This window comes from Kitasatospora sp. NPDC101447, from assembly GCF_044767225.1.
Taxonomy (GTDB): Bacteria; Actinomycetota; Actinomycetes; order Streptomycetales; family Streptomycetaceae; genus Kitasatospora.
On record NZ_JBIWNL010000027.1, the window covers coordinates 1 to 21,905 of the forward strand.

The window sequence follows — 21,905 nt, forward strand, 5'->3', positions numbered from 1 at the left end:
TCGCCGGAGGACTTCCTGGATCTGTTGGTGGAGCACCGGGTGACGGTGTTGAACCAGACGCCGTCGGCGTTCCGTGCGCTGGTGTCGGCGGCGGGCCAGGGTGACGAGCGGATCGGGCGGCTCGCGGTGCGGGTGGTGGTGTTCGCGGGTGAGCGGCTGGAGTTCGGTGAGTTGCGGCCGTGGGCGGAGCGGTTGGGGCTGGAGTGCCCGGTGCTGGTGAACATGTACGGGATCACGGAGACGACCGTGCACTCCACGTACTACCGGGTCACCGACAAGGACCTGTCGGGCACCGGGAACCCGGTGGGTGTGCCGCTGGGTGATCTGCGGATCTACGTCCTGGACCGGTTCGGTGAGGTCGCTCCGCCCGGTGTGGTGGGTGAGATGTATGTGGGTGGTCCGGGTGTCGCGCGGGGCTATCTGGGGCGTCCGGCTCTGACGGCGGAGCGTTTCGTGCCGGACCGGTTCGGTCCGGCGGGCGGGCGTCTGTATCGCAGTGGTGACCTCGCGCGGCGGATGGCCGATGGTTCGCTGGAGTTCGTCGGCCGGATCGACGACCAGGTGAAGATCCGCGGTTACCGCATCGAACTCGGCGAGATCGCCGCCGTCCTGACCGCCGACCCGGCCGTCCGGGACGCCGTCGTCCTCGCCCGCGAGGACGTCCCCGGCGACCGCCGGCTGGTCGCCTACCTGGTGCCCGCCGACGCCGGGTCGGACGCCGCCGCACTGCGGGCCCGGGTGGCGGAGCAGCTGCCCTCCTACATGGTGCCGGCGGCCTTCGTGGAACTCGACGCCTTCCCGCTGACCGCCAACGGCAAGCTCGACAAGCGCGCCCTGCCCGCCCCCGAGGGCCACTCCCTCACCCTGGGCGGGGAGTTCGTCGCCCCCGACGGACCGGTCGAGGAACTCGTCGCGGCCGTGTGGGCGGACGTCCTCGGCACCGAGCGGGTCGGCGCCCACGACAACTTCTTCGACCTCGGCGGCGACTCCATCCGCGGTGTGGTGCTGGTCGGTGCGCTGCGGGCGGCCGGGCTGGACGTGTCGGTGCGCGACGTCTTCGAGCACCGTACGGTGGCCGCGCTGGCGCGGTCCGCCGAGGGCCGGGCCGCGGCCGTCGAGCAGACCTTCGTCCGGCCGTTCGAGCTGCTCTCGGCGGCGGACCGGGAGCGGGTGCCGGCCGGTGTCACCGACGCCTACCCGATGTCGCAGGTGCAGCTCGGCATGCTGGTCGAGATGCTCGCCGACGACGAGCTGAACAAGTACCACAACATCACCCTGTTCAAGATCCGCGACGACGGCCCGTTCGACGGCGAGGCGCTGCGCGAGGCCGTCCGGGTGGTGACCGCGCGGCACGAGATGCTGCGGACCGCGTTCGCCGTCTCCGGCTACTCGGTGCCGATGCAGCTGGTGCACGCCGAGGCCGGGATGCCGGTGCTGATCCACGACCTGTCCGGGCTGGACGCGCAGGAGCAGCAGCGCGAACTCGCGGCGCACACCGCGCGGGAGCGCGCCGCCCTGTTCGACCTCACCAGCCCGCCGCTGCTGCGGGTCTCCGCGCACCCGGTGGACGAGCGGACGTGGTGGTTCGGGCTCACCGAGTGCCACTCGATCCTGGAGGGCTGGAGCTTCCACACCCTCCTGATGGAGTTCCTGGCGGTCTACCGGCAGGTGCGCGACGGCTCGGAGCCCGTGCCGTTCGACCCGCCCGCCGTCCGCTACGCCGACTTCATCGCCGCCGAGCTGCAGGCGCTGGAGTCCGCCGACGACCGCGCCTACTGGCAGGAGACCGTCCGCGACCACCAGCCGGTCGGCCTGCCGGCCACCTGGGCGGGCGGCGCGGACGAGCCGCGGGAGAGCTACCGGATCAAGGTGCCCTACCTGGACCTGGACGCCAGGCTGCGCGCGCTGGCCGCCGAGGAGGGCGTCTCGCTGAAGAGCGTGCTGCACGCCGCGCACCTCAAGGTGATGAGCCAGCTGACCGACGCCCCGGCGTTCTTCACCGGCCTGGTCTGCAACGGCCGGCCGGAGGCGGAGGGCGCCGAGCGGGTGTACGGGATGTACCTGAACAGCCTGCCGTTCGGCTACGAGCGGGGCGCGCGGACCTGGCGCGAGCTGGTCGGCCGGGTGTTCGCCCGCGAGGTGGAGCTGTGGCCGCACCGGCGGTTCCCGATGCCGGTGATCCAGCGGGAGTTCGGCGAGGGGCCGCGGCTGCTCGACATCCGCTTCAGCTACCTGGACTTCCACCAGGTCGACACCGACCTCGTCGACGCCGGCGCCAGCGTGGACGACAGCCTGACCGAGTTCGCGCTCGCCACCCTCGTGCTGGGCGGCAACCTGGTCCTGATGTCGCACACCCACGCGATGACCCGGGCGCACGCCGAGCGGCTGGCCGGGATGTACCGGTCGGTGCTGGAGGCGATGGCCGCCGACTTCGACGGCGACGCGCTCGCCGCCCGCCTCCCGGCCGGCGAGCGGGAGACGGTGCTGCGGGGGTTCAACACCTCCGCCCCCGCCGGGGGCGCCCCGGGAAGCGTGCTGGACCTCTTCGAGGCGCAGGCCGACCGGACGCCGGACGCGGTGGCGCTGACCTTCGGCGAGGCTGCCGAGGGCGCCACCACGTACGCCGCACTGGAGGCCGCCGCCAACCGGCTGGCCCACCGGCTGCGGGGCCTGGGCGTCGGCCCGGAGTCCGTGGTCGGCGTCCTGCTGGACCGCGGCCCGGACCTGCTGACGGCCCTGCTGGCGGTCTGGAAGGCCGGCGGCGCCTACCTCCCGCTGGACCCGGGCCACCCGGGCGAGCGGATCGGCGCCATGCTGGCCACGGCCGGGGTCCGCGCCGTGCTGACCCAGGAGGCGTACCGGGACGCGGTGTCCGGTGCGGCCGGGCGGCCGGTGGTCGTGCTGGACGCCGAGCCGGAGCGCGCGGCGCTGGCCGCCCTGCCCGCCGGGCGGACCGGGCAGGGCGCCGACCCGGCCGGGCTGGCGTACGTCATCTTCACCTCCGGCTCGACCGGCACCCCCAAGGGCGTCCAGGTGCACCACCACGGCCTGGCCAACCACGTCCGCTGGGCGGCCGCCGACCTGTCCGGGCGGGGCCGCGGTGGCGGGGCGCTGTTCTCCTCGGTCGCCTTCGACCTGGTGGTGCCCAACCTCTGGGCGCCGCTGGTCACCGGGCAGCGGGTCCATCTGCTCCCGCAGGACCTCCCGCTCGACCGGCTGGGCGAACTGCTCGTCGCCGCAGGCCCGTTCAGCTTCCTCAAGCTCACCCCGGGCCACCTGGAGATCCTCTCCCGGCAGCTGGACGAGCGGCAGGCCGAGGCGCTGGCCGAGGTGGTCGTGGTGGCCGGCGAGGCCTTCCCCGGCCGGTCGGCCGACCACTGGCTGGGGCTGCTGGGCACCGGCCGGCTGATCAACGAGTACGGCCCGACGGAGGCGTCGGTCGGCACCAGCATCCTGCCGGTGGACCGCCCGCAGCCGGTCGACGTGGTGCCGATCGGCCGCCCGCTGCCGGGCCTGCGGATGTACGTCCTGGACGACGCGCTGGAGCCGGTGCCGGTCGGCGTGGTCGGCCAGCTGTACGTCGGCGGCGAGGGCGTGGCCCGCGGCTACGCCGGCCGGCCGGACCTCACCGCCGAGCGCTTCCTGCCCGACCCGTACGGCCCGCCCGGCGCGCGGCTGTACCGCACCGGGGACCTCGCCCGGCTGACGGCCGACGGCGTGGTGGACTTCGTCGGCCGGGCCGACGACCAGGTGAAGATCCGCGGCCACCGGATCGAGCCCGGCGAGATCCGCAGCGTGCTGCTGGCCCACCCCGGGGTGGCGGACGCGACCGTCGTCGCCCACCGCGCGGCCAACGGGGACCTCCGGCTGGCGGCCTACTGGGTCCCGGCCGGGGAGGACGGCCGGTCCGGCGCCGAGGCGCTGCGGGCGCACTGCGCCGGCCTGCTCCCGGAGCACATGGTCCCGGCCTCGTTCACCTCCCTGGAGCGGATCCCGCTCAACCGCAACGGCAAGGTCGACCGCCGCGCGCTGCCCGCCCCGGACGAGGGCGGCGCCGCGGGCGGCCGGGCGTACGTCTCGCCGCGCAACCCGCTGGAGGAGCAGCTCGCCACGGCCTGGGCCCAGGTGCTGGAGACGGACCGGGTCGGGGTCGAGGACAGCTTCTTCGACCTCGGCGGCCACTCCATCCGCGCGGTCGTGCTGGTCGGCTCGCTGCGGGCGGTGGGGCTGGACGTGTCGGTGCGCGACGTCTTCGAGCACCGCACGGTGGCCGCGCTGGCCGCCTCGCTGGCGGGCCGCTCCCACGTCGCCGCCGAACGGCCGGTCGAACCCTTCGAGCTGATCGGCCCGGCCGACCGCGAGCTGCTGCCGGCGGGCGTCACCGACGCCTACCCGATGTCGCAGGTCCAGGTCGGCATGCTGGTCGAGATGCTCGCCGACGACGAGCGGAACAGCTACCACAACGTCACGGTGCTCAAGATCCGCGACGACGCGCCGTTCGACGCCGAGGCGCTGCGCGGCGCCGTCCGGGCGGCCACCGCGCGGCACGAGATCCTGCGCACCTCGCTGCACGTCTCCGGGTACTCGCTGCCGCTGCAACTGGTGCACGCGCAGGCGCCGGTCCCGGTGGCGGTGCTGGACCACCGGGAGCTCGACGACCGGGCCCGGCGCAGCGCACTGGACGACCACACGGCCCGCGAGCGGGCCGAGCTGTTCGACCTGACCCGGGCGCCGCTGGTGCGGGTCGCCGCCCTGCTGGAGGGCGAGCACGACTGGCGGCTGGCCTTCACCCAGTTCCACGGCATCACCGAGGGCTGGACCTTCCACAACCTGGTGATGGAGCTGCTGGAGGACTACCGGCGGCTGCGCGACGGCCGGCCGGTCGCGGCGGACACCCCGCCCCCCGTCCGGTACGCCGACTTCATCGCCGCCGAACGGCGCGCCCTGGACTCCGCCGAGGACCGCGAGTACTGGCGCGACCACGCCGCCCGCTACCCGCGCTTCGGCTTCCCCCAGGACTGGGCCGACCTCACCCGGCCGCGCGAGGACTACCACCTGTACGTGATGCACCGGGACCTCGAAGCCGGGCTGCGGGCGCTGGCCAGCGAGGCCGGGGTGTCCCTGAAGAGCGTGCTGCACGCGGCGCACCTGAAGGTGATGAGCCAGCTGACCGACGCCCCGGCGTTCTCCACCGGCCTGGTGTACAGCGCCCGGCCGGAGGTGCGGGGTGCCGAACGCGTCCACGGCATGCAGCTGAACAGCCTGCCGTTCGGCTTCGACCGGGGCGCCCGGACGTGGCGCGAGCTGGTCCGCCGGGTGTTCGCCCGGGAGCTGGAGCAGTGGCCGCACCGGCGGTACCCGATGCCGGTGATCCAGCGGGAGTTCGGCGGCGGGGAGCGCCTGGTCGACGTCCTCTTCACCTTCCAGGACTTCGAGCAGATGGACGCCGACCTGGTCGACCTCGACGCCGGCGAGGGCGACGACAGCACCGACTTCGCCCTCGGCGTGCCGACCACGCCCGGCTACTACACCCTGCGCACCCACACCCACGCGCTGAGCCGCGCGCACGCCGAGCGGCTGGCCGCGATGTACCGGTCGGTGCTGGAGGCGATGGTCGGGGACACCGACGGCGACGCGCTCGCCGCCTACCTGCCCGCCGGGGAACGGGAGTCGGTACTCGGCCCCTGGAACGGCCCGCTCGCCACCGAGCCCGTCCGGGGCACCGCGGCCGCCGCCTTCGAGGCGCAGGCCGCCCGCACCCCGGAGGCCGTCGCGGTCGAGCACGGCCAGGACCGGCTGGGCTACGGCGAACTGAACGCGCGGGCCAACCGCCTGGCGCACCACCTGCGGTCGCTCGGCGTCGGGCCCGAGTCGGTGGTCGGCGTGCTGCTGCCGCCGGGCACCGAGCTGGTCACCGTCCTGCTCGCCGTCCTGAAGGCCGGCGGGGCCTACCTGCCGCTCGACCCGGACCAGCCGCCGGCCCGGCTGGCGCACATGGCGCAGGACGCCGGGAACCCGCTGGTGGTGACCCGCGCCGAGCACGCCGACCGGGTCCCGTCCGCCGCCGCCCGGGTGCTGCTCGACGGGGACGCCGGGCAGATCGCCGCCCGGCCGGCCACCGACCCGGCGCCCGCCGCCGGGCCGGACAACCTGATGTACGTCATCTACACCTCCGGCAGCACCGGGAAGCCCAAGGGCGTCGGCCTCACCAACGCCAACCTGCTGCGCCTGTACCGGGCGACGGCCGGGCGCTGCCCGTTCGACGCCGACCAGACGTGGGCCCTGCTGCACTCCGCGGCCTTCGACGTCTCGGTCTGGGAGATGTGGGGCGCGCTGCTGCACGGCGGGCGGATCGTCGTCGTGCCGTCCGCGACGGCGCGCGAACCCCGCGCACTGCTCGCGCTCCTGACGGAGAGCCGGACCACCCACGTGTCGATCTCGCCGGTGGCGTTCCGCGCGCTGGTCGCGGCGGCCGACGGCGACCGGGCGGTGCTCGACGCGCTCGCCCTGCGCACCGTGGTCTTCGGCGGAGACCGGCTCGCCGCCTCCGACCTCGCCGAGTGGACGGCGGTCCGCTCCCCGGAGGCCACCGCGCTCGCCCAGGCGTACGGGCCGACCGAGGCCACCGTGCACGCCACCTACCGCCCGATCGGGGCCGCCGACCTCGACCTGGCCGGCGGCATCCCGCTCGGCCGGCCGATCGACGACACCCGGGTGTACGTCCTCGACCCGGAGGGCCGGATCGTGCCGGTGGGCGTGCCCGGGGAGCTGCACCTGGCCGGCCCCGGCCTGGCCCGCGGCTACCTCGGCCGGCCGGCGCTGACCGCCGAGCGGTTCCTGCCGGACCCGTACGGCGCGCCCGGCAGCCGGATGTACGCCACCGGTGACCAGGCCCGGCTGCTGCCCGACGGCGAGCTGGAGTTCCTCGGCCGGGTCGACGAGCAGCTGAAGATCCGTGGCTACCGGATCGAACCCGGCGAGGTCCAGGCCGTGCTCACCGAGCACCCGGCCGCCCGCGAGGCCGTGGTCACCGCCACCGCCCCGGGCAACGGACCGCGCCGGCTGGTCGCCTACTACGTGCCCGAGGCCGGGGCCGCCGCGACCGGGACCGAACTCGCGGCGCACTGCGCCGAGCGGCTGCCCGCGTACATGGTCCCCGCCGCCTTCGTCCCGTTGGAGCGGATCCCGCTCAGCGTCAACGGCAAGCTCGACCACGCCGCGCTGCCCGCGCCCGACCGCGAGGACTCGTGGGCCGGCGAGGAGTTCGTGGCGCCGCGCACGCCGGTCGAGCGGCAGCTGGCGGAGATCTGGCGGGACGTCCTCGGACTGGAGCGGGTCGGTGCGCGGGACAGCTTCTTCGAGCTCGGCGGGGACTCGATGACCGTGCTGCGCGTCATGGAGCAGGCGCGCGCCGCGGGCCTGCCGCTGACCCTGCGGATGCTCTACCAGACCGCCTCGATCGAGGAGCTCGCCGTGACCCTCACCGCCCCCGAGTCCGCCTCCGGGTCTGCCCCCGAGTCCGCCTCCGGGTCCGCCGCGGAGCCCGCCCCGGAGGGGCCCGCCGGGCAGTCCGCCGGGCACCGGCCCCGCCGGGCGCCCGCCGCCTCCCCGTACGCCGGGCTGATGGAACGGCACGGCGTCCCCGGGATGAGCGTGGCCCTGCTGCGCGACGGCGAACTCGCCGGGCTGGAGACGCACGGCGTGGTCGCCGCCGGCAGCACCGACCGGGTCACCGCGGACACCCCGTTCAAGGTCGCCTCGGTCAGCAAGCACATCACCGCGCTCGGCACGCTCGCCCTCGCCGCCGAAGGGCTGCTGGACCTCGACGCCGACGTCAACGCGTACCTGCGCGACTGGCGGGTGCCCGCCGCCGTCGGCCCGGTCACCTTGCGCCGGCTGCTGCTCAACACCTCCGGCCTGGCGCTCGAACCGGCGCACGAGCCGTACCGGCCCGGCGACGAGGTGCCCACCGTCCTGCAGGCGCTGCGCGGCGAGCACCCCTCCCGGACCCCGGAGCCCGCCTTCGAGCACCGCCCCGGCGAGCTGTTCCGCAAGAACAAGCTCAACTACCTGCTGCTGGAGCAGGTCCTGACCGACCTCACCGGCCTGGCGTTCCCCGAGCTGATGCGCAGCCGGGTGTTCCTGCCGCTCGGGATGACCGGCAGCCGCTACGACTGGGGCTTCGGACTGCGCTCCCGGCGGCCGGTCGCCCAGGGCCACGACACCGCGGGCCGGCCCGTCCCGGTCGGGCTGCCGATCCACCCGTCGGTGGCCGGCGGCGGCCTGTGGACCACCGCGACCGACCTCGCCCGGGCCGCCGCCGAGATCCGCCGCGCGTACCTCGACGACGAACCGGTCCTGCTCACCCCGTCGCTCGCCCGGGACCTGCTCACGCCGAGCCCCGGCTCCATGTACGGCATGTCCACCGTCATCGACGCCACCGCCGGGGACCTCGACTTCGGCGTCTTCGGCGAGTTCGAGGGCTACTTCGCGATGACCATGACCCAGGTGCACGGCGGCAACGGCTTCGTGGTGCTGACCAACGGCGACAACGGCAAGGAGCTCGCCCGGGCCGTCATCGAGGCGGGCGAGGGCGACGACGCCCACTTCGGCTCGCGCTGGTGACGCCCCGGCGCTGCGGCCCACCCCCACCGACCGCAAGGAGACACCCGTGACACCCGCGACACCCGCGATACCCGTGACACCCGAGACACTCGCGACACCCGAGATACCGAGGACGCAGTCCAGGCGCAGCCTGGTGTCCCTCGACGACCTCACCGACGCCGAACTCCGCCACCTCGCCCGCCGCGGCGCGGAGTTCGCGGCCGGCCGGGCCGGCGCCGGGCGGCCGCTGAGCGGCCTGATCGCCGGCGCGTACTTCGCCAAGACCTCCACCCGCACGCGCACCGCCTTCTCCGCCGGGGCCCTGCGCCTCGGCGCCCAGGTCATCGCCTACGGGCCGGGCGACCTGCAGACCAACACCGGCGAGACGGTGCAGGACACCGGCCGGGTGTTCGCCGGGATGCTCGACGTCCTGGTCGCCCGCACCACCGGCGACCCGGCCGAACTGCGCGGCTGGGCCGAGGACGGCCGGCTGGCCGTCGTCAACGCGATGACCGCCGACGAGCACCCCACCCAGGCGCTGACCGACCTGGCCACCCTGCTCGGCCGCTTCGGGCGGATCGAGGGCCTGCGGGTGCTCTACCTCGGCGAGGGCAACAACTCGGCCGCCGCCCTGGCCCTGGCCCTCGCCCGCTTCCCGGGCGCCCGGCTGGAGCTGCGCACCCCGCCCGGCTACGGCCTGGCCGCCGACGTACTGGCCCGGGCCACCGCCCACGCCGCCCGCTGCGGCGCGGAGGTGACCGAACGCCACGACCTCGACGACCTCGGAGAGCCCTTCGACGCCGTCTACACCACGCGCTGGCAGACCACCGGCACCAGCAAGCCCGACCCCGACTGGCGCACCCTGTTCGAACCGTTCCGGGTCACCGCCGACCTGTGGAAGCACAGCCCGGACGCCGTCCTCCTGCACGACCTGCCCGCCCACCGCGGCGAGGAGGTCACCGCGGAGGTGCTCGACGGCCCGGCGAGCCTGGCGTTCCGGCAGGCCGAGAACAAGATGCACAGCGCCATGGCCGTCCTGGAGTGGAGCTGCGCCGCCCGGGACATCGAGCCCCGCGGATGAGCGACCCGGCGGACCCCTCCGCCGGGGCCGGGCACGCGGCGCCCGCACCGCTGCGCCGCAACCGCGACTTCCTGCTGCTGTGGGGAGGCGTCGGCCTCACCCTGCTCGGCGCGCGGGCCTGCGTCGTGGCGTACCCCTTCCTGGTGCTGTGGAAGACGGGCGAGGCCCGCGACGCCGGCCTGGTCGGCTTCGCGGGCCTGCTGCCCAACCTCCTGGTGCAGCTGCCCGCCGGAGCGCTGGTGGACCGCTGGGACCGGCGCCGACTGATGATCGTGTGCGACATCGGTGCGGTGCTGGTCGCGGGCAGCGTCGCCGCGGCGGTGCTCGCCGACCGGATCGGCCTGGCCCACCTGGTGGCCGCGGCCTTCGCGGAGTCGACCCTCGCGGTCTTCTACCAGCTCGCCGAACGCGCGGCCGTGCGGCACGTGGTGCCCGCCGAGCAGCTCTCGGCCGCGCTCGGCCAGAACGAGGCCAGGTGGCGCGCCGCCGGGCTGCTCGGCCAGCCGCTCGGCGGCCTGCTCTACACCGCGGCCCGGTGGGCGCCCTTCCTGTTCTCGGCCGTCACCCACGTGCTGTCGCTGCTCGCCCTGCTGCCGATCAGGACCAGGCTGCAGAGCGAACCGGACGGCCCGCGGGCCCCGCTCGTCGCGGAACTGCGCGAAGGGCTGGTCTGGACGTGGCGGCGCCGCTTCCTGCGCGTCCTGGTCAGCCTGATCGCCGGGACCAACCTGCTGTTCCAGGTGATCAGCCTCGCCCTCGTCCTGATCGTCCGGGAGAACGGCGGCTCGGCCACCACCCTGGGGCTGGTCACCGCCGCGGGCGGCATCGGCGGCACCGTCGGCGCGCTCACCGGCATGCGGGTGGCCCGGAGGGTGCCGCTGCGCGCCGTGGTGGCCGGCGGCACCGCGCTGTGGGCCGTCCTCGTCCCGGTCCTCGCCCTCACCGGCTCCCCGGTGCTGCTGGGCGCCGTGATGGCCGCGATGGCCTACGTCGGCGGGCTGACCAACGTGGCCGGCGGCGTCTACCAGGTCACGATCACCCCGGAACGGATGCAGGGCCGGGTCAGCAGCCTGATCCAGCTGCTCGCCTTCGGGACGGGCTCCTTCGGCGCGCTGGCCGGCGGCTACCTGCTGGACGGCCTGGGCGTCACCCGCACGCTCGGCGCGATCGCCGCCGCGATGGCCGTGCTCGCGCTGTTCGCGGTGGTCAGCCCGGCGCTGCGGCACCCCGACCGGGCGCCGGAGGCGGACCTCCCGGTGGGGGAACCCGCCGCCGCCGGCTATATGGACGCCGTATAGCCGGCGTTCCTAGGCTCCGAAGCACCATCAGCGCAGGCCGGGATCCCCGGCCCGTCCCCGCTGCCGGGCGGCAGGCCCGTGCCGGCGGCCAGGGACTCGCAGCGCAGTCGAAAGTCCACGGACCACAGCAGGACCGGAGCGCCCCGGGCGCCCGGCCCGCACGTCCCACACGAGGAGACCTCCGTGTCCCAGCCCATCGACCGTCGGCGCATGCTCAAACTCTCCGCCGGCGCGGTCACCCTGGCCGGTGCGGGCCTGGCCGTCGCCGCCGTCCCGGCGTCCGCGGCCCCGGCCTCCGCGACCGCGGCGTCCGGCACCGCCGCCCCGGCCCGCCGCCGGGACCGCGTCGTCCTCCCCGACGTCCCCGGGATGCTCGGCGACCCGTACGCCAACGAGTTCTGGTACCAGTACGACGAGGTGCTGTGGTTCAAGGCCACCCCCGAGATCAAGGCCGCCTACGGGCAGCTGGCGGCGGCGCTCGGCAAGGACTTCGAGGTGGCCATCGTCAAGGCCTACCAGGACCAGCGCAAGGCCGGCACGTACCCGGGCAGCTTCATCGCCATGGTCCGCCCGCTCAAGGACGCGCTGACCGTGATCTCCACGGCCCAGCTCGGCGTCATCGACACCTTCTTCCCGCACGACCGGCACCGGATGATCAGCGCCTTCGTCGACTTCGGCCAGGGCGTGCTGTACGACCCGCGCCGCAACCCCGGCGGCCGGACCCACATCATGAACGGCAACCCGCCGGTCGGCTTCCACGCCTGGCACGGCTTCGTCCGCGCCATGCAGTTCCTGGACATCGACGCGGACCGCTGGGCCGAGGTCGACCCGCTGATCGCGCTCTCCTGGGCCGTGCAGTCCACCGCCAAGCCCAAGACGGACACCGTGGCCGAGCCCCTCGCCCCGGAGGTGCTGCGCTCGCTGCGCCGCACCTGGCTGCACAAGTCGCCGGAGGAGATCGACGCGGCCTACGACAGCTTCCCCTACCCGCCCGGCATCTGACGGGCAGTCGCAGCCGTCGGGCAGGGAACGGGGCCTGCTCCCCGGGGGCGCACCCCCGGGGAGCAGGCCTTCGTCTCCCGGCCGTTCCGGCGGCGGTCCCAGCAGCGGAAGGACCAGGATGAACACGGAACAGCACAGGACCGGCGTCTGGCTGGTCGGGGCCCGCGGATCGGTGGCGACCACCGCGGTGGTCGGCGCGGCGGCGATCGCGGCAGGGCTCGCCGAACCGACCGGCTGCGTCAGCAGCCTGCCGGACTTCGCGGAACTGGACCTGCCCGGCTTCGACGGGCTGGTCTTCGGCGGGCACGACACCGCCACCGAACCGCTGGCCAAACGCGCCGAACGGCTCGTCGACGCCGGCGTGCTGCCGGGCGTCCTGCTGCCGCCGCTGGCGGCCGAACTGGCCGCCGCCGAGGAAGAGATCCGGACCGTCCCCACCGGGGACGACCTCCCGCAGGCCGAACTGGTCGACCGGCTCGCCGCGGACCTCCGGGACTTCCGGAACCGCCACCGCCTCGACCGGGTCGTCGTGGTCAACGTCGCCACCACCGAGCCGAGCACCGACCCCGACCCCGCCTGGGCCACGCCCGGCGCCCTGCGCGAGGCCCTCGCCGCGGGCCGCGCCCCGCTGCCCTACAGCGCGGTCTACGCGTACGCGGCCCTGCTGGAGGGCTGCGCCTACGTGGACTTCACCCCGTCCACCGGGGCCCGGATCCCCGCCCTGGACGCGATCGCCCGGGAGAACGGCCTGCCGTACGCGGGCAGCGACGGCAAGACCGGGGAGACCCTGGTCAAGTCGGTGCTCGCCCCGATGTTCGCCAAACGGGCGCTGCGGGTGCGCAGTTGGTCCGGCACCAACCTGCTGGGCGGCGGCGACGGCGCGGCCCTCGCCGAGCCGGACCGGGCCCGCAGCAAGGTCGGCTCCAAGCGGCGCGTCCTGGAGGAGACGCTCGGCCACCCCGTCGAGGGCGGCGTGCACATCCACAACGTGCCGGCGCTCGGCGAGTGGAAGACGGCCTGGGACCACATCGGCTTCGAGGGCTTCCTCGGGGTGCGGATGACGCTCCAGTTCACCTGGGAGGGCTGCGACTCGACGCTGGCCGCGCCGCTGGTCCTCGACCTGGCCCGGTTCGCGGCGCTCGCCCACCGCCGCGGCGTGGCGGGGCCGGTCGCCGAGCTGGGGTTCTTCTTCAAGGACCCGGTCGCGGGCACCACCCACGAACTCGCCGCGCAGTACCAGCGGCTGCGCGACTGGGCGCTCGGACCGGAGGCGGTGCGGTGAGCCTCCTCCTGGCCGGGCCCGGGGCGGTCGGCGCCGCCACCGGCCCGGCGGCCGGGCCCGCACCGACCGGGGTGGGCGACCTGCTGGAGCTGGTCCGCGCGCCCGCCGCGCTCTCCGTGCCCGGCGACGTCCTGCTCGGCGCCGCCGCGGCCGGCCTGCCCACCGGGCCGCGCACCGCCCTGCGGGCCGCCTCCTCGGTCTGCCTCTACTGGGGCGGGATGGCCCTCAACGACTACGCCGACCGCGAGCTGGACGCCGTCGAGCGGCCCGAGCGCCCGATCCCGTCCGGGCGGGTCACCCCGGGGACCGCGCTGGCCGTCGCCACCGGCCTCACCGCCGCCGGGCTCGCCCTGGCCTCGGCCGCGGGCGGCGCCGCCGCGCTGCGGGTGGCCGTCCCGCTGGCCGGCACCGTCTGGCTCTACGACCTGGTGCTCAAGGACACCCCGGCCGGACCGGCCGCGATGGCGGCCGCCCGCGGCCTGGACGTGCTCTCCGGCGCCGCCGGCAGCGGCCGGGTCCGCGCGGCCCTGCCGTCCGCGCTGGTGCTGGCCGGGCACACCGCGGCGCTGACCGTGCTCAGCCGGCGCGAGGTCCACGGCGCCACCCCCGCCCTGCCCCGGGCCACCCTGGCGGCCGGCGGCCTTGTCGCCGGGACGGTCCTCGCCCTGGGCCGCCGCCGGGGAGCCGCCGGGCGGGCGCTGACCGGCCTGCTCACCGCCGGCTACCTCGCCACCGCCGCCCCGGCCCAGCTCGCCGCCGTCCGGGCGCCCTCCCCGGTGCGGGTCCGCCGGGCCGTCGGGGCCGGCATCCACGCGATGGCGCCGCTGCAGGCCGCGCTGTCCGCCGCCGCCGGCGCCCGCGGCGTCGCCCTGGCGCCCGTCCTCGCCGTGTCGCTGGCCCGCCGCCTCGCCCGGAAGGTGTCCCCGACATGACGCACCGGCACCCCGGGCCGCCGCCCCCGCGCTTCGGCTTCGGCACCAACGGACTCACCGACAACCGGCTCCCGGACGCGCTGCGCCTGCTCGCCGACCTCGGCTACGACGGGGTCGCGCTGACCCTGGACCACGCCCACCTCGACCCGCTCGCCCCCGGCCTCGTCCACGAGGTGGAACGGACGGCGGCGCTGCTCCAACGGCTCGGACTGGCCGTGGTCGTCGAGACCGGCGCCCGCTACCTGCTCGACCCCCGCCGCAAGCACCAGCCGACCATGCTCAGTGACGAGGGCGCCGAACGCCGGGTGCGGCTGCTGACCACCGCGGTGCGGATCGGCGCCGAACTGGGCGCCGAGGCGGTCTCGTTCTGGAGCGGCACCGCCCCCGCCGGCGTCCCGGAAGGGCTGCTGTGGGAGCGGCTGCTGCGCGGCTGCGAGCCGGTGCTGCGGGCCGCCGAGCAGCAGCGGGTCGTGGTCGGCATCGAACCCGAACCCGGCATGTTCGTGGACACCCTCGACTCCGCCCGGCGGCTGCTGGCCCGGCTGGACGGGGCCGGCGCGCCGGGCCGGCTCGGGATCACCCTGGACATCGGCCACTGCCGCTGCCTGGAGCCGCGGTCCGTCCCGGAGTGCGTCGACCTGGTCGCCGACCGGCTGGTCAACGTCCAGATCGAGGACATGCGGCGCGGCCGGCACGAGCACCTGGAGTTCGGCCACGGCGAGATCGACTTCCCGCCGGTGCTGGCCGCCCTCGGCGCGGCAGGCTACCGCGGGCTGATCAGCGTCGAACTGCCGCGGCACAGCCACGACGGCCCCGGCGTGGCCCGGCGCTCACTGGAATTCCTGCGCGCGGCCGCCGCCCGGCCCGCGATGACGATGGAGACGGCGCGATGACGGAACCCGAATGGAGCACGACCCGGCTGCGCGAGGCGCTGGCCGACCGGCTGACGCCGCAGGCCGACGACTGGCTGCGCGGGCGGCTGGCCGCGGCGGCCGCCGGACCGGAAGCGGTCCGCACGGCCTTCCCGGGCGCCGCCCGGCACGGCGGCCGGGGCGACCTGCAGCCGGCCGGCCGCGACGGCGGAGCCGACCACCCACTGGCCCGCTGGCAGGTCGAGGACGCCGTCCGCACCCTGCTGCTCGCGGCCCTGCCGCTGCGCGGCGAGGCACTGGTGGCCGAACTGACCGCGCTGTACCGGGGCGGCGACACCGCCGAACGCCGGGCCGTGCTGCGCGCGTTGAGCGTGCTCGACCACCGCACCACGGACGAGCAGCTGCCCGGGGCGGGCCCGTACGGCCTCGGCGACGGCGCGCTGCCCCTGGTCCGGGACGCCCTGCGCACCAACGACCTGCGCCTGATCGCCGCCGCGCTGGGCGACTACGCCGCCCGCCGGCTGGACCAGGCCGCCTGGCGGCAGGCCGTGCTCAAGTGCGTCTTCACCGGCGTCCCGCTGGCCCTGGTGGCCGGCCTGGCCGACCGTGCGGACACCGAACTCCTGCGGATGCTGGACGACTTCGGCACCGAGCGGCGCGCCGCGGGCCGGGCCGTGCCGGCCGACATCGAGTCCGTCCTGCACGCCCACCGAGTGTCCTGACCCGCCCGGCCTCCCCGCACCGAAGGAACCCACCGCCATGCGCATCTTCGACCCGCACATCCACATGACCTCCCGGACCACCGACGACTACGCGGCGATGAGCGCCGCGGGCGTACGGGCCCTGGTGGAGCCGTCGTTCTGGCTCGGCCAGCCGCGGACCAGCGTCGGCAGCTTCGTCGACTACTTCGACGCCCTGATCGGCTGGGAGCCCTTCCGGGCCGCCCAGTTCGGCATCCGGCACCACTGCGCCCTCGCCCTCAACCCCAAGGAGGCCAACGACCCGCGGCTGCGCGAGGTCCTGGACCTGCTCCCGCGCTACCTGGAGAAGGACCAGGTCGTGGCGATCGGCGAGATCGGCTACGACTCGATGACCGCCGAGGAGGACGAGGCGCTCGCCGCCCAGCTCGCCCTCGCGGTGGAGCACCACCTGCCGGTGCTGGTGCACACCCCGCACCGCGACAAGGCGGCCGGCACCCGCCGCACCCTGGACGTGGTGCGCGAGTCCGGCATCGACCCCGCGCTGGTCGTCCTGGACCACCTCAACGAGGTCACCGTCGCCATGGTGCGGGACTCCGGCTGCTGGGCCGGCTTCTCCGTCTACCCGGACACCAAGATGGACGAGCCCCGGATGGCCGCGATCCTCGCCGAGTACGGCCTCACCGGGATGCTGGTCAACTCCGCGGCGGACTGGGGCAACAGCGACCCGCTGAAGACCCGGAAGGTCGGCGACACCATGCTCCTCGCCGGGTTCACCGAGGCCAACGTCGAGCAGGTGCTCTGGGAGAACCCGGTGGCCTTCTACGGGCAGAGCGGCCGCCTCGACCTCAGCGAGCCGGCCGTCGACGCCACCGGACTCCACGAGGGCAACTCCGTCCTGCGCGGCGGCGCACCCGCGCCCGGGGCGGTGCGGTAGCCCGTGCGCTTCCGGCACCCGGACGGCACCACCGTCCACCTCGCCTACTGCACCAACGTCCACCCGGCGGAGGACCTGGCCGGGGTCCGGGACCAGCTCGGCCGGTACGGCGAGCCGGTCCGCGAACGCCTCGGCGTCGACCGGCTCGGCCTCGGCCTCTGGCTGGCCCGCCCCGTCCTGGACGAACTCCTCGCCGACGGCGCCGCGCTGCGCCGCCTGCGCGCCGACCTCGACGCCCGCGGCCTGGAGGTGGTGACCCTCAACGGCTTCCCCTACCGCGGCTTCGGCGGGGCCGTCGTCAAGCACCGGGTGTACCGGCCGGACTGGGCCGACCCGGAACGCCTGCGCTACACCCTGGACCTGGCCCGGGTGCTCACCGAACTCCTCCCGGACGACGCCCGGCGCGGCAGCATCTCCACCCTCCCGCTCGGCTGGCGCGCCGACTGGACGCCGCGGCACGCCGACCCGGCCCGCCGGCAGCTCGACCGGCTCGCCCGGGAGCTCGCCCGGATCTCCGGGAGCACCGGGCGCCTCCTGCGGGTCGGGTTCGAGCCCGAACCCGGCTGCGTCGTCGAGTCGACGGCCGACGCCGTCCGCGAGCTCGCCGACGCGGCCGGCCCGCACCTGGGCGTCTGCCTGGACGCCTGTCACCTCGCGGTCGAGCACGAGGAGCCGGCCGCCGCGCTCGACCGGCTCGCCGCGGCCGGCCTGGAGGTGGTCAAGCTGCAGGCGTCCGCCGCCCTCGTCGCGGACCGCCCGCGCAGCGCCGCCGGGCGCACCGCCCTGGAGCCGTACGCGGAGCCGCGGTTCCTGCACCAGACCCGCGAGCCCGGCGCGGACGGCCTGCTGCGCCGGGACGACCTGGACCAGGCCCTGGCCGGGCCGGATCCGCTGCCGGGGGAGCACCCCTGGCGGGTCCACTTCCACGTCCCGCTGGGTGCCGGACCGGCCGCGCCGCTGGCGAGCACCGGCCCGGTGCTCCGGGAGACGCTCGGCCTGCTGCTGGGCGGCCCCAGGGCGGCGGTCGACCACATCGAGGTCGAGACCTACACCTGGCCGGTGCTGCCGCCCGGCCCGGAACGGCGGGCGCCCGACGCGTCCGCCGCAGCCCGCACGGCCGGTGCAACCGCCGGGGCACCCGACCCGGTCGGCGGAATCGCCGAGGAACTCGACTGGACGCGCGTCGAACTGCAGCGCCTGGGACTCAAGGAGACGGACTCATGAAACGGCTGCTGGTGGTGGACGTGGTCGGGCTCACCCCGGCCCTGCTCCGCCACATGCCCACCCTCGCCGGACTCGCCGACCGCGGCTTCAGCGCCCCGCTCGGCACCGTCCTGCCCGCCGTCACCTGCTCCGTCCAGTCCACCTTCCTCACCGGCGAACTCCCCGCCGGCCACGGCGTCGTGGGCAACGGCTGGTACTTCCGCGACCTCGGCGAGGTGCTGCTGTGGCGCCAGCACAACGCCCTGGTCGGCGGCGACAAACTGTGGGACGCCGCCCGCCGGCGCAAACCCGGGTACACCGTCGCCAACGTCTGCTGGTGGTACGCGATGGGCGCCGACGTGGACTGGACGGTCACCCCCCGCCCGATCTACTACGCGGACGGCCGCAAGGAGCCCGACTGCTACACCAGGCCGCCCGGCCTGCACGACGAACTCACGGCCAGGCTCGGCGAGTTCCCGCTCTTCACCTACTGGGGGCCGACGGCCGGACTGCCCTCCTCGCAGTGGATCGTCGGCGCCTCCCGGCAGATCCTCCGGGACCACCGCCCCGACCTCACCCTGGTCTACGTACCGCACCTGGACTACGACCTGCAGCGCTTCGGCCCGGACTCCCCCCAGGCCGCCGACGCGGCCGCCGAGATCGACTGGGCGCTGCGCCCGCTGCTGGCCGACGCCGCCGCGCAGGACGTCACGGTCGTCGTCCTCAGCGAGTACGGCATCACCGCCGTCGACCGGCCGGTGGACATCAACCGGGTGCTGCGCCGGGCGGGCCTGCTGAACGTCCACACCCAGGACGGCATGGAGTACCTGGACCCGTGGACCTCCAGGGCGTTCGCCGTCGCCGACCACCAGCTCGCGCACGTCTACGTCCGCGACCGGACCGACCGGGACCGCGTGCAGGAGCTGCTCGAAGGCGTGGACGGCATCGACACCGTGCTGGACGAGGCGGCCAAGAAGGAGCACGGCCTCGACCACGAACGCTCCGGCGACCTCGTCGCCGTCGCCGCCCCCCGCGCCTGGTTCACCTACTACTACTGGCTCGACGACGCCCTCGCCCCGGACTTCGCGCCCACCGTCGAGATCCACCGCAAGCCCGGCTACGACCCGGCCGAGCTGTTCTTCGACCCGGCCGACCGCACCGCCCGGCTGCGGGCGGGCGGCGCCCTGCTGCGCAAGAAGGTCGGCCTGCGCTACCGGATGGACGTCGTGCCGCTGGACCCGTCCCCGGTCCGCGGCAGCCACGGGCGGCTGCCCGCCCACCCGGACGAGGGCCCGGTGCTGCTCTGCAGCGATCCCACGGCGGCCCGGGACGCCCTGGAGGCCACCGAGGTCAAGGCGTTCCTGCTGGAACTCGCGGGCCTGGGCCCGGAACCGCGGGCCCGGTAGCCGCCCGTCCGCTCTCCGCTCCCTTCCCGCCCGTCCCCTTTCACGCCCGTCCCCTTTCCCGCCTGTCCCCGCCCCGTCGGCGAGTGCCGCCGACGGGGTGCTGCGCATGCGTACGCGGCGTGCGTAAAGGGGGATTTCAGTATGTACCGGGTCTCGGCGGGCGTGGTCGAATGGCCGCGTAGTCGCTGGTGCCGGGGGCGGGCGGCCGGCCCTGGGCGGGGTGCGGGAATCCCCTCGCGAACGGGCCGGAATTACCTCCTCCTGGGCAGACCGAGGAAGAAGAGGTAACCGTGGCCGAGCATTTCCTTTCCGCCTATCTCACGCCGCCGGGGCCGGGTGCGGTGTTCTCGGTCCGGCACGACCAGAACGTCGCGCTGTGGCGCCGGGACGACGCGGACGTCGAACTGGTGCGGGTGTGGGAACTGGAGCGGGTCAGCGGGCAGAAGCACCACTTCTGGCCGCTGTACACCGAGGGCCGGGCCGAGGCGTTCCTGTCGGCACTGCTGGCCGAGGAGGGGCTCACCCTCGACGACGTGACGGCGACCTGGGGCACGCCGGGGCTGCCGAAGGCGCAGCCGGTGCCGAAGCCCGCCGGGGCGGAGGAGTTCCCGCTGCACAGCCTGGCGCACCTGTTCAGCGGGGTGCTGCGGGACCTCCCGCTGTTCCGTGACGGGCAGATCGTCGGCATGGCGATCGACGCGCTGCCCGACTACGCGCAGGAGAGCCGTCCGAACACCTACTGGTACGCCGGCTGCGTGGTGAAGCAGGGGCGGATCACCTTCGAGCCGGTGGAGTCCCCCGGCCCGCTGTACACCGCCGCCGAGACGGTGTTCGGCCTGGAGCCCGGTTCGCTGATGGCGCTGGCCACGGCCTCGACCGCGGCGATCGAGTTCGACGCCGAGGCCGCCATCGCGGACGTCACCTTCTTCGGCGGTTCCGCCACCCAGCCGTGGAAGGCCGCGCACGACCTGGTCCGCGCGGTGGTGGCCGCCGCCGAGGAGCAGCTGGCCGGCGTCGAGCTGGACGACTCGCTCAGCCGCGAGGACCACCTGCGCAGCGCGGTGATGAAGGTCGTCCAGCGCTGCTGCGAGGGCGTCGCGATCCGCAACGTGGAGCGGCTGCTGGAGGTCGGCGGCATCCGCGCCGAGGACACCCATCTGTCCACCAGCGGCGGCTACGCGCTCAACTGCCCCACCAACACGCTGCTGATGGACCGGTTCGGCTTCAAGGGCCTGGTCACCCCGCCGTGCGCCAACGACTCCGGCCAGGGCATCGGCCTCGGCCTGCTCGGCCTCTACGGGGCCGGCGCGCTGGCGGACTCCGGGCTGCGGATCGTCTCGCCGTACTACGGCCGGGACGTCATGGACGTCGAGGAGGCGCTGGCCGAGTTCGCGCCGTGGATCGCCTCGGTGACGGACTTCGAGGCGGAGCGGTTCGTCGCCGACGTCTCCGACGGCGTGATCGCCTGGGTGGACGGCCGGGCGGAGCTCGGGCCGCGTGCGCTGGGCCACCGCAGCCTGATCGGCGACCCGCGCTCGCAGAAGGTCAAGGACCTGCTGAACGCGTACAAGCGGCGCCAGTGGTGGCGCCCGGTCGCGCCGATGGTGATGGCCGAGCACACCGGCGAGTGGTTCGCCTCGGACCGCGAGTCGCCGTACATGCTGGAGGCGGTCCAGGTCCGCCCGGAGGTGCGGGAGCTGGTGCCCGCGATCGTCCACCTGGACGGCTCGGCCCGGCACCAGACGGTCACCGCCGAGTCCAACCCGCGGCTGCACCGGGCGCTGGACGCGTTCCGGGCGGCGACCGGGGTGCCGATCCTGTGCAACACCTCGCTCAACGACAAGGCCGAGGCGGTCGTCGACCAGGCCGCGGAGGCGCTCAACTTCTGCGTGCGCAAGGGCGTCGCGGTGCTGTACCTGTGCGGGCGGCGGGTCGAGCTGCGCGCCGAGCCGGTGCCGGCCACGGCCGCGCCGACCGAGCCGCGGCCGCGCGCCCTGGCGTACTTCGCCGGGCAGGAGGCGGACCGCGACGGGCTGTGGCAGGGCTGGCTGGACGCCGGGTACACCGTCGAGGGCATGTACCACCTGTCCCGCAGCCACCAGCTGCGCGCCGAGCAGGAGTTGTCCACGCCGGAGCGGGTCAACCTGCTGGCCGCGTACCGGGTGACGGTGGACCCGTCGTTCCGCGGGCTGGTCGACAACTTCCGCCGCACGCACGGGCCGGGCGGCTCCTTCGTCGACCCGTCCACGCTGACCGGGGCGTTCGGGGTGATCAACCCGCTGCGCCGGTCGCGCTAGCCGGTAGCGGGAACGGGTCGGGGGGTAGGGCTTTTCGAAGCCCTACCCCCCGACCCGTTGTGCTGCTAAGCGACCCGGCGTCGACACCACCGTCAGTAGCGCGGCTTCCGGGTCAGCGCCAGACCGCCCAGCAGGAAGGCGACGCCGAGCACGCCGGCGACGACCGCGTCGGTGGTCTGGGCGGGCTTGTGGCTGGCGTCCATCACGGCGGTGATCAGGCCGGCGACGGCGCTGATGTAGCAGAAGATGGTGATGAAGATCTTGACCTTGGGGTGCATGGCGATTCCTTCCGG

Annotated in this window: 13 protein-coding genes; 12 read left to right on the forward strand and 1 reads right to left on the reverse strand. The window is 75.1% G+C overall.

Annotation, left to right across the window (positions count from 1 at the left end):
- Positions 1-15: 15 nt before the first annotated feature.
- From ACIRST_RS29790 to ACIRST_RS29845, 12 genes are all read left to right on the forward strand, one after another.
- Complete coding sequence (locus tag ACIRST_RS29790; RefSeq protein ID WP_402805983.1) at positions 16-8,625, forward strand: amino acid adenylation domain-containing protein; 8,610 nt, start codon at positions 16-18, stop codon at positions 8,623-8,625.
- Positions 8,626-8,728: 103 nt separating this feature from the next.
- Positions 8,729-9,685, forward strand: coding sequence for an ornithine carbamoyltransferase (locus ACIRST_RS29795; protein ID WP_402805986.1), 957 nt, complete (start codon positions 8,729-8,731; stop codon positions 9,683-9,685).
- Positions 9,682-10,983: an MFS transporter gene (locus tag ACIRST_RS29800; protein WP_396552333.1), complete on the forward strand. Its 1,302-nt coding sequence runs from the start codon at positions 9,682-9,684 to the stop codon at positions 10,981-10,983. Before ACIRST_RS29795 ends, ACIRST_RS29800 begins: the two co-directional genes overlap by 4 nt.
- A 183-nt stretch (positions 10,984-11,166) precedes the next feature.
- Positions 11,167-11,985 (forward strand): hypothetical protein, encoded by an 819-nt coding sequence (locus tag ACIRST_RS29805; RefSeq protein WP_350526387.1) that lies wholly within the window; start codon positions 11,167-11,169, stop codon positions 11,983-11,985.
- Between the two features lie 118 nt (positions 11,986-12,103).
- Positions 12,104-13,267: an inositol-3-phosphate synthase gene (locus ACIRST_RS29810; protein ID WP_402805801.1), complete on the forward strand. Its 1,164-nt coding sequence runs from the start codon at positions 12,104-12,106 to the stop codon at positions 13,265-13,267.
- Complete coding sequence (locus ACIRST_RS29815; protein ID WP_402805803.1) at positions 13,264-14,199, forward strand: SCO3242 family prenyltransferase; 936 nt, start codon at positions 13,264-13,266, stop codon at positions 14,197-14,199. The genes ACIRST_RS29810 and ACIRST_RS29815 overlap by 4 nt, the downstream gene beginning before the upstream one ends.
- Complete coding sequence (locus ACIRST_RS29820; protein WP_402805806.1) at positions 14,196-15,092, forward strand: sugar phosphate isomerase/epimerase family protein; 897 nt, start codon at positions 14,196-14,198, stop codon at positions 15,090-15,092. The genes ACIRST_RS29815 and ACIRST_RS29820 overlap by 4 nt, the downstream gene beginning before the upstream one ends.
- Complete coding sequence (locus tag ACIRST_RS29825; RefSeq protein WP_402805808.1) at positions 15,089-15,793, forward strand: EboA domain-containing protein; 705 nt, start codon at positions 15,089-15,091, stop codon at positions 15,791-15,793. Before ACIRST_RS29820 ends, ACIRST_RS29825 begins: the two co-directional genes overlap by 4 nt.
- 37 nt (positions 15,794-15,830) lie before the next feature.
- The gene (locus ACIRST_RS29830) at positions 15,831-16,706 is read left to right on the forward strand and encodes a TatD family hydrolase (RefSeq protein WP_402805811.1); all 876 of its coding nucleotides are present in this window, start codon (positions 15,831-15,833) and stop codon (positions 16,704-16,706) included.
- Positions 16,707-16,709: 3 nt separating this feature from the next.
- Positions 16,710-17,930 carry a metabolite traffic protein EboE gene (gene eboE, locus ACIRST_RS29835; RefSeq protein WP_402805813.1) on the forward strand — a complete coding sequence of 407 codons (1,221 nt, stop codon included), beginning with the start codon at positions 16,710-16,712 and terminating at the stop codon, positions 17,928-17,930.
- Positions 17,927-19,315 (forward strand): nucleotide pyrophosphatase/phosphodiesterase family protein, encoded by a 1,389-nt coding sequence (locus ACIRST_RS29840; RefSeq protein WP_350526393.1) that lies wholly within the window; start codon positions 17,927-17,929, stop codon positions 19,313-19,315. Before eboE ends, ACIRST_RS29840 begins: the two co-directional genes overlap by 4 nt.
- 290 nt (positions 19,316-19,605) lie before the next feature.
- Entirely contained in the window at positions 19,606-21,612 is a 2,007-nt protein-coding gene (locus ACIRST_RS29845; RefSeq protein WP_396552340.1) for a carbamoyltransferase C-terminal domain-containing protein, read from the forward strand.
- A 92-nt stretch (positions 21,613-21,704) separates the two neighbouring features.
- Here the strand turns inward: ACIRST_RS29845 and ACIRST_RS29850 are convergent, their stop codons facing one another.
- A complete protein-coding gene (locus tag ACIRST_RS29850) occupies positions 21,705-21,890 on the reverse strand; it encodes a hypothetical protein (protein ID WP_030245889.1) in 186 nt (61 codons plus the stop codon).
- Positions 21,891-21,905: the final 15 nt, after the last annotated feature.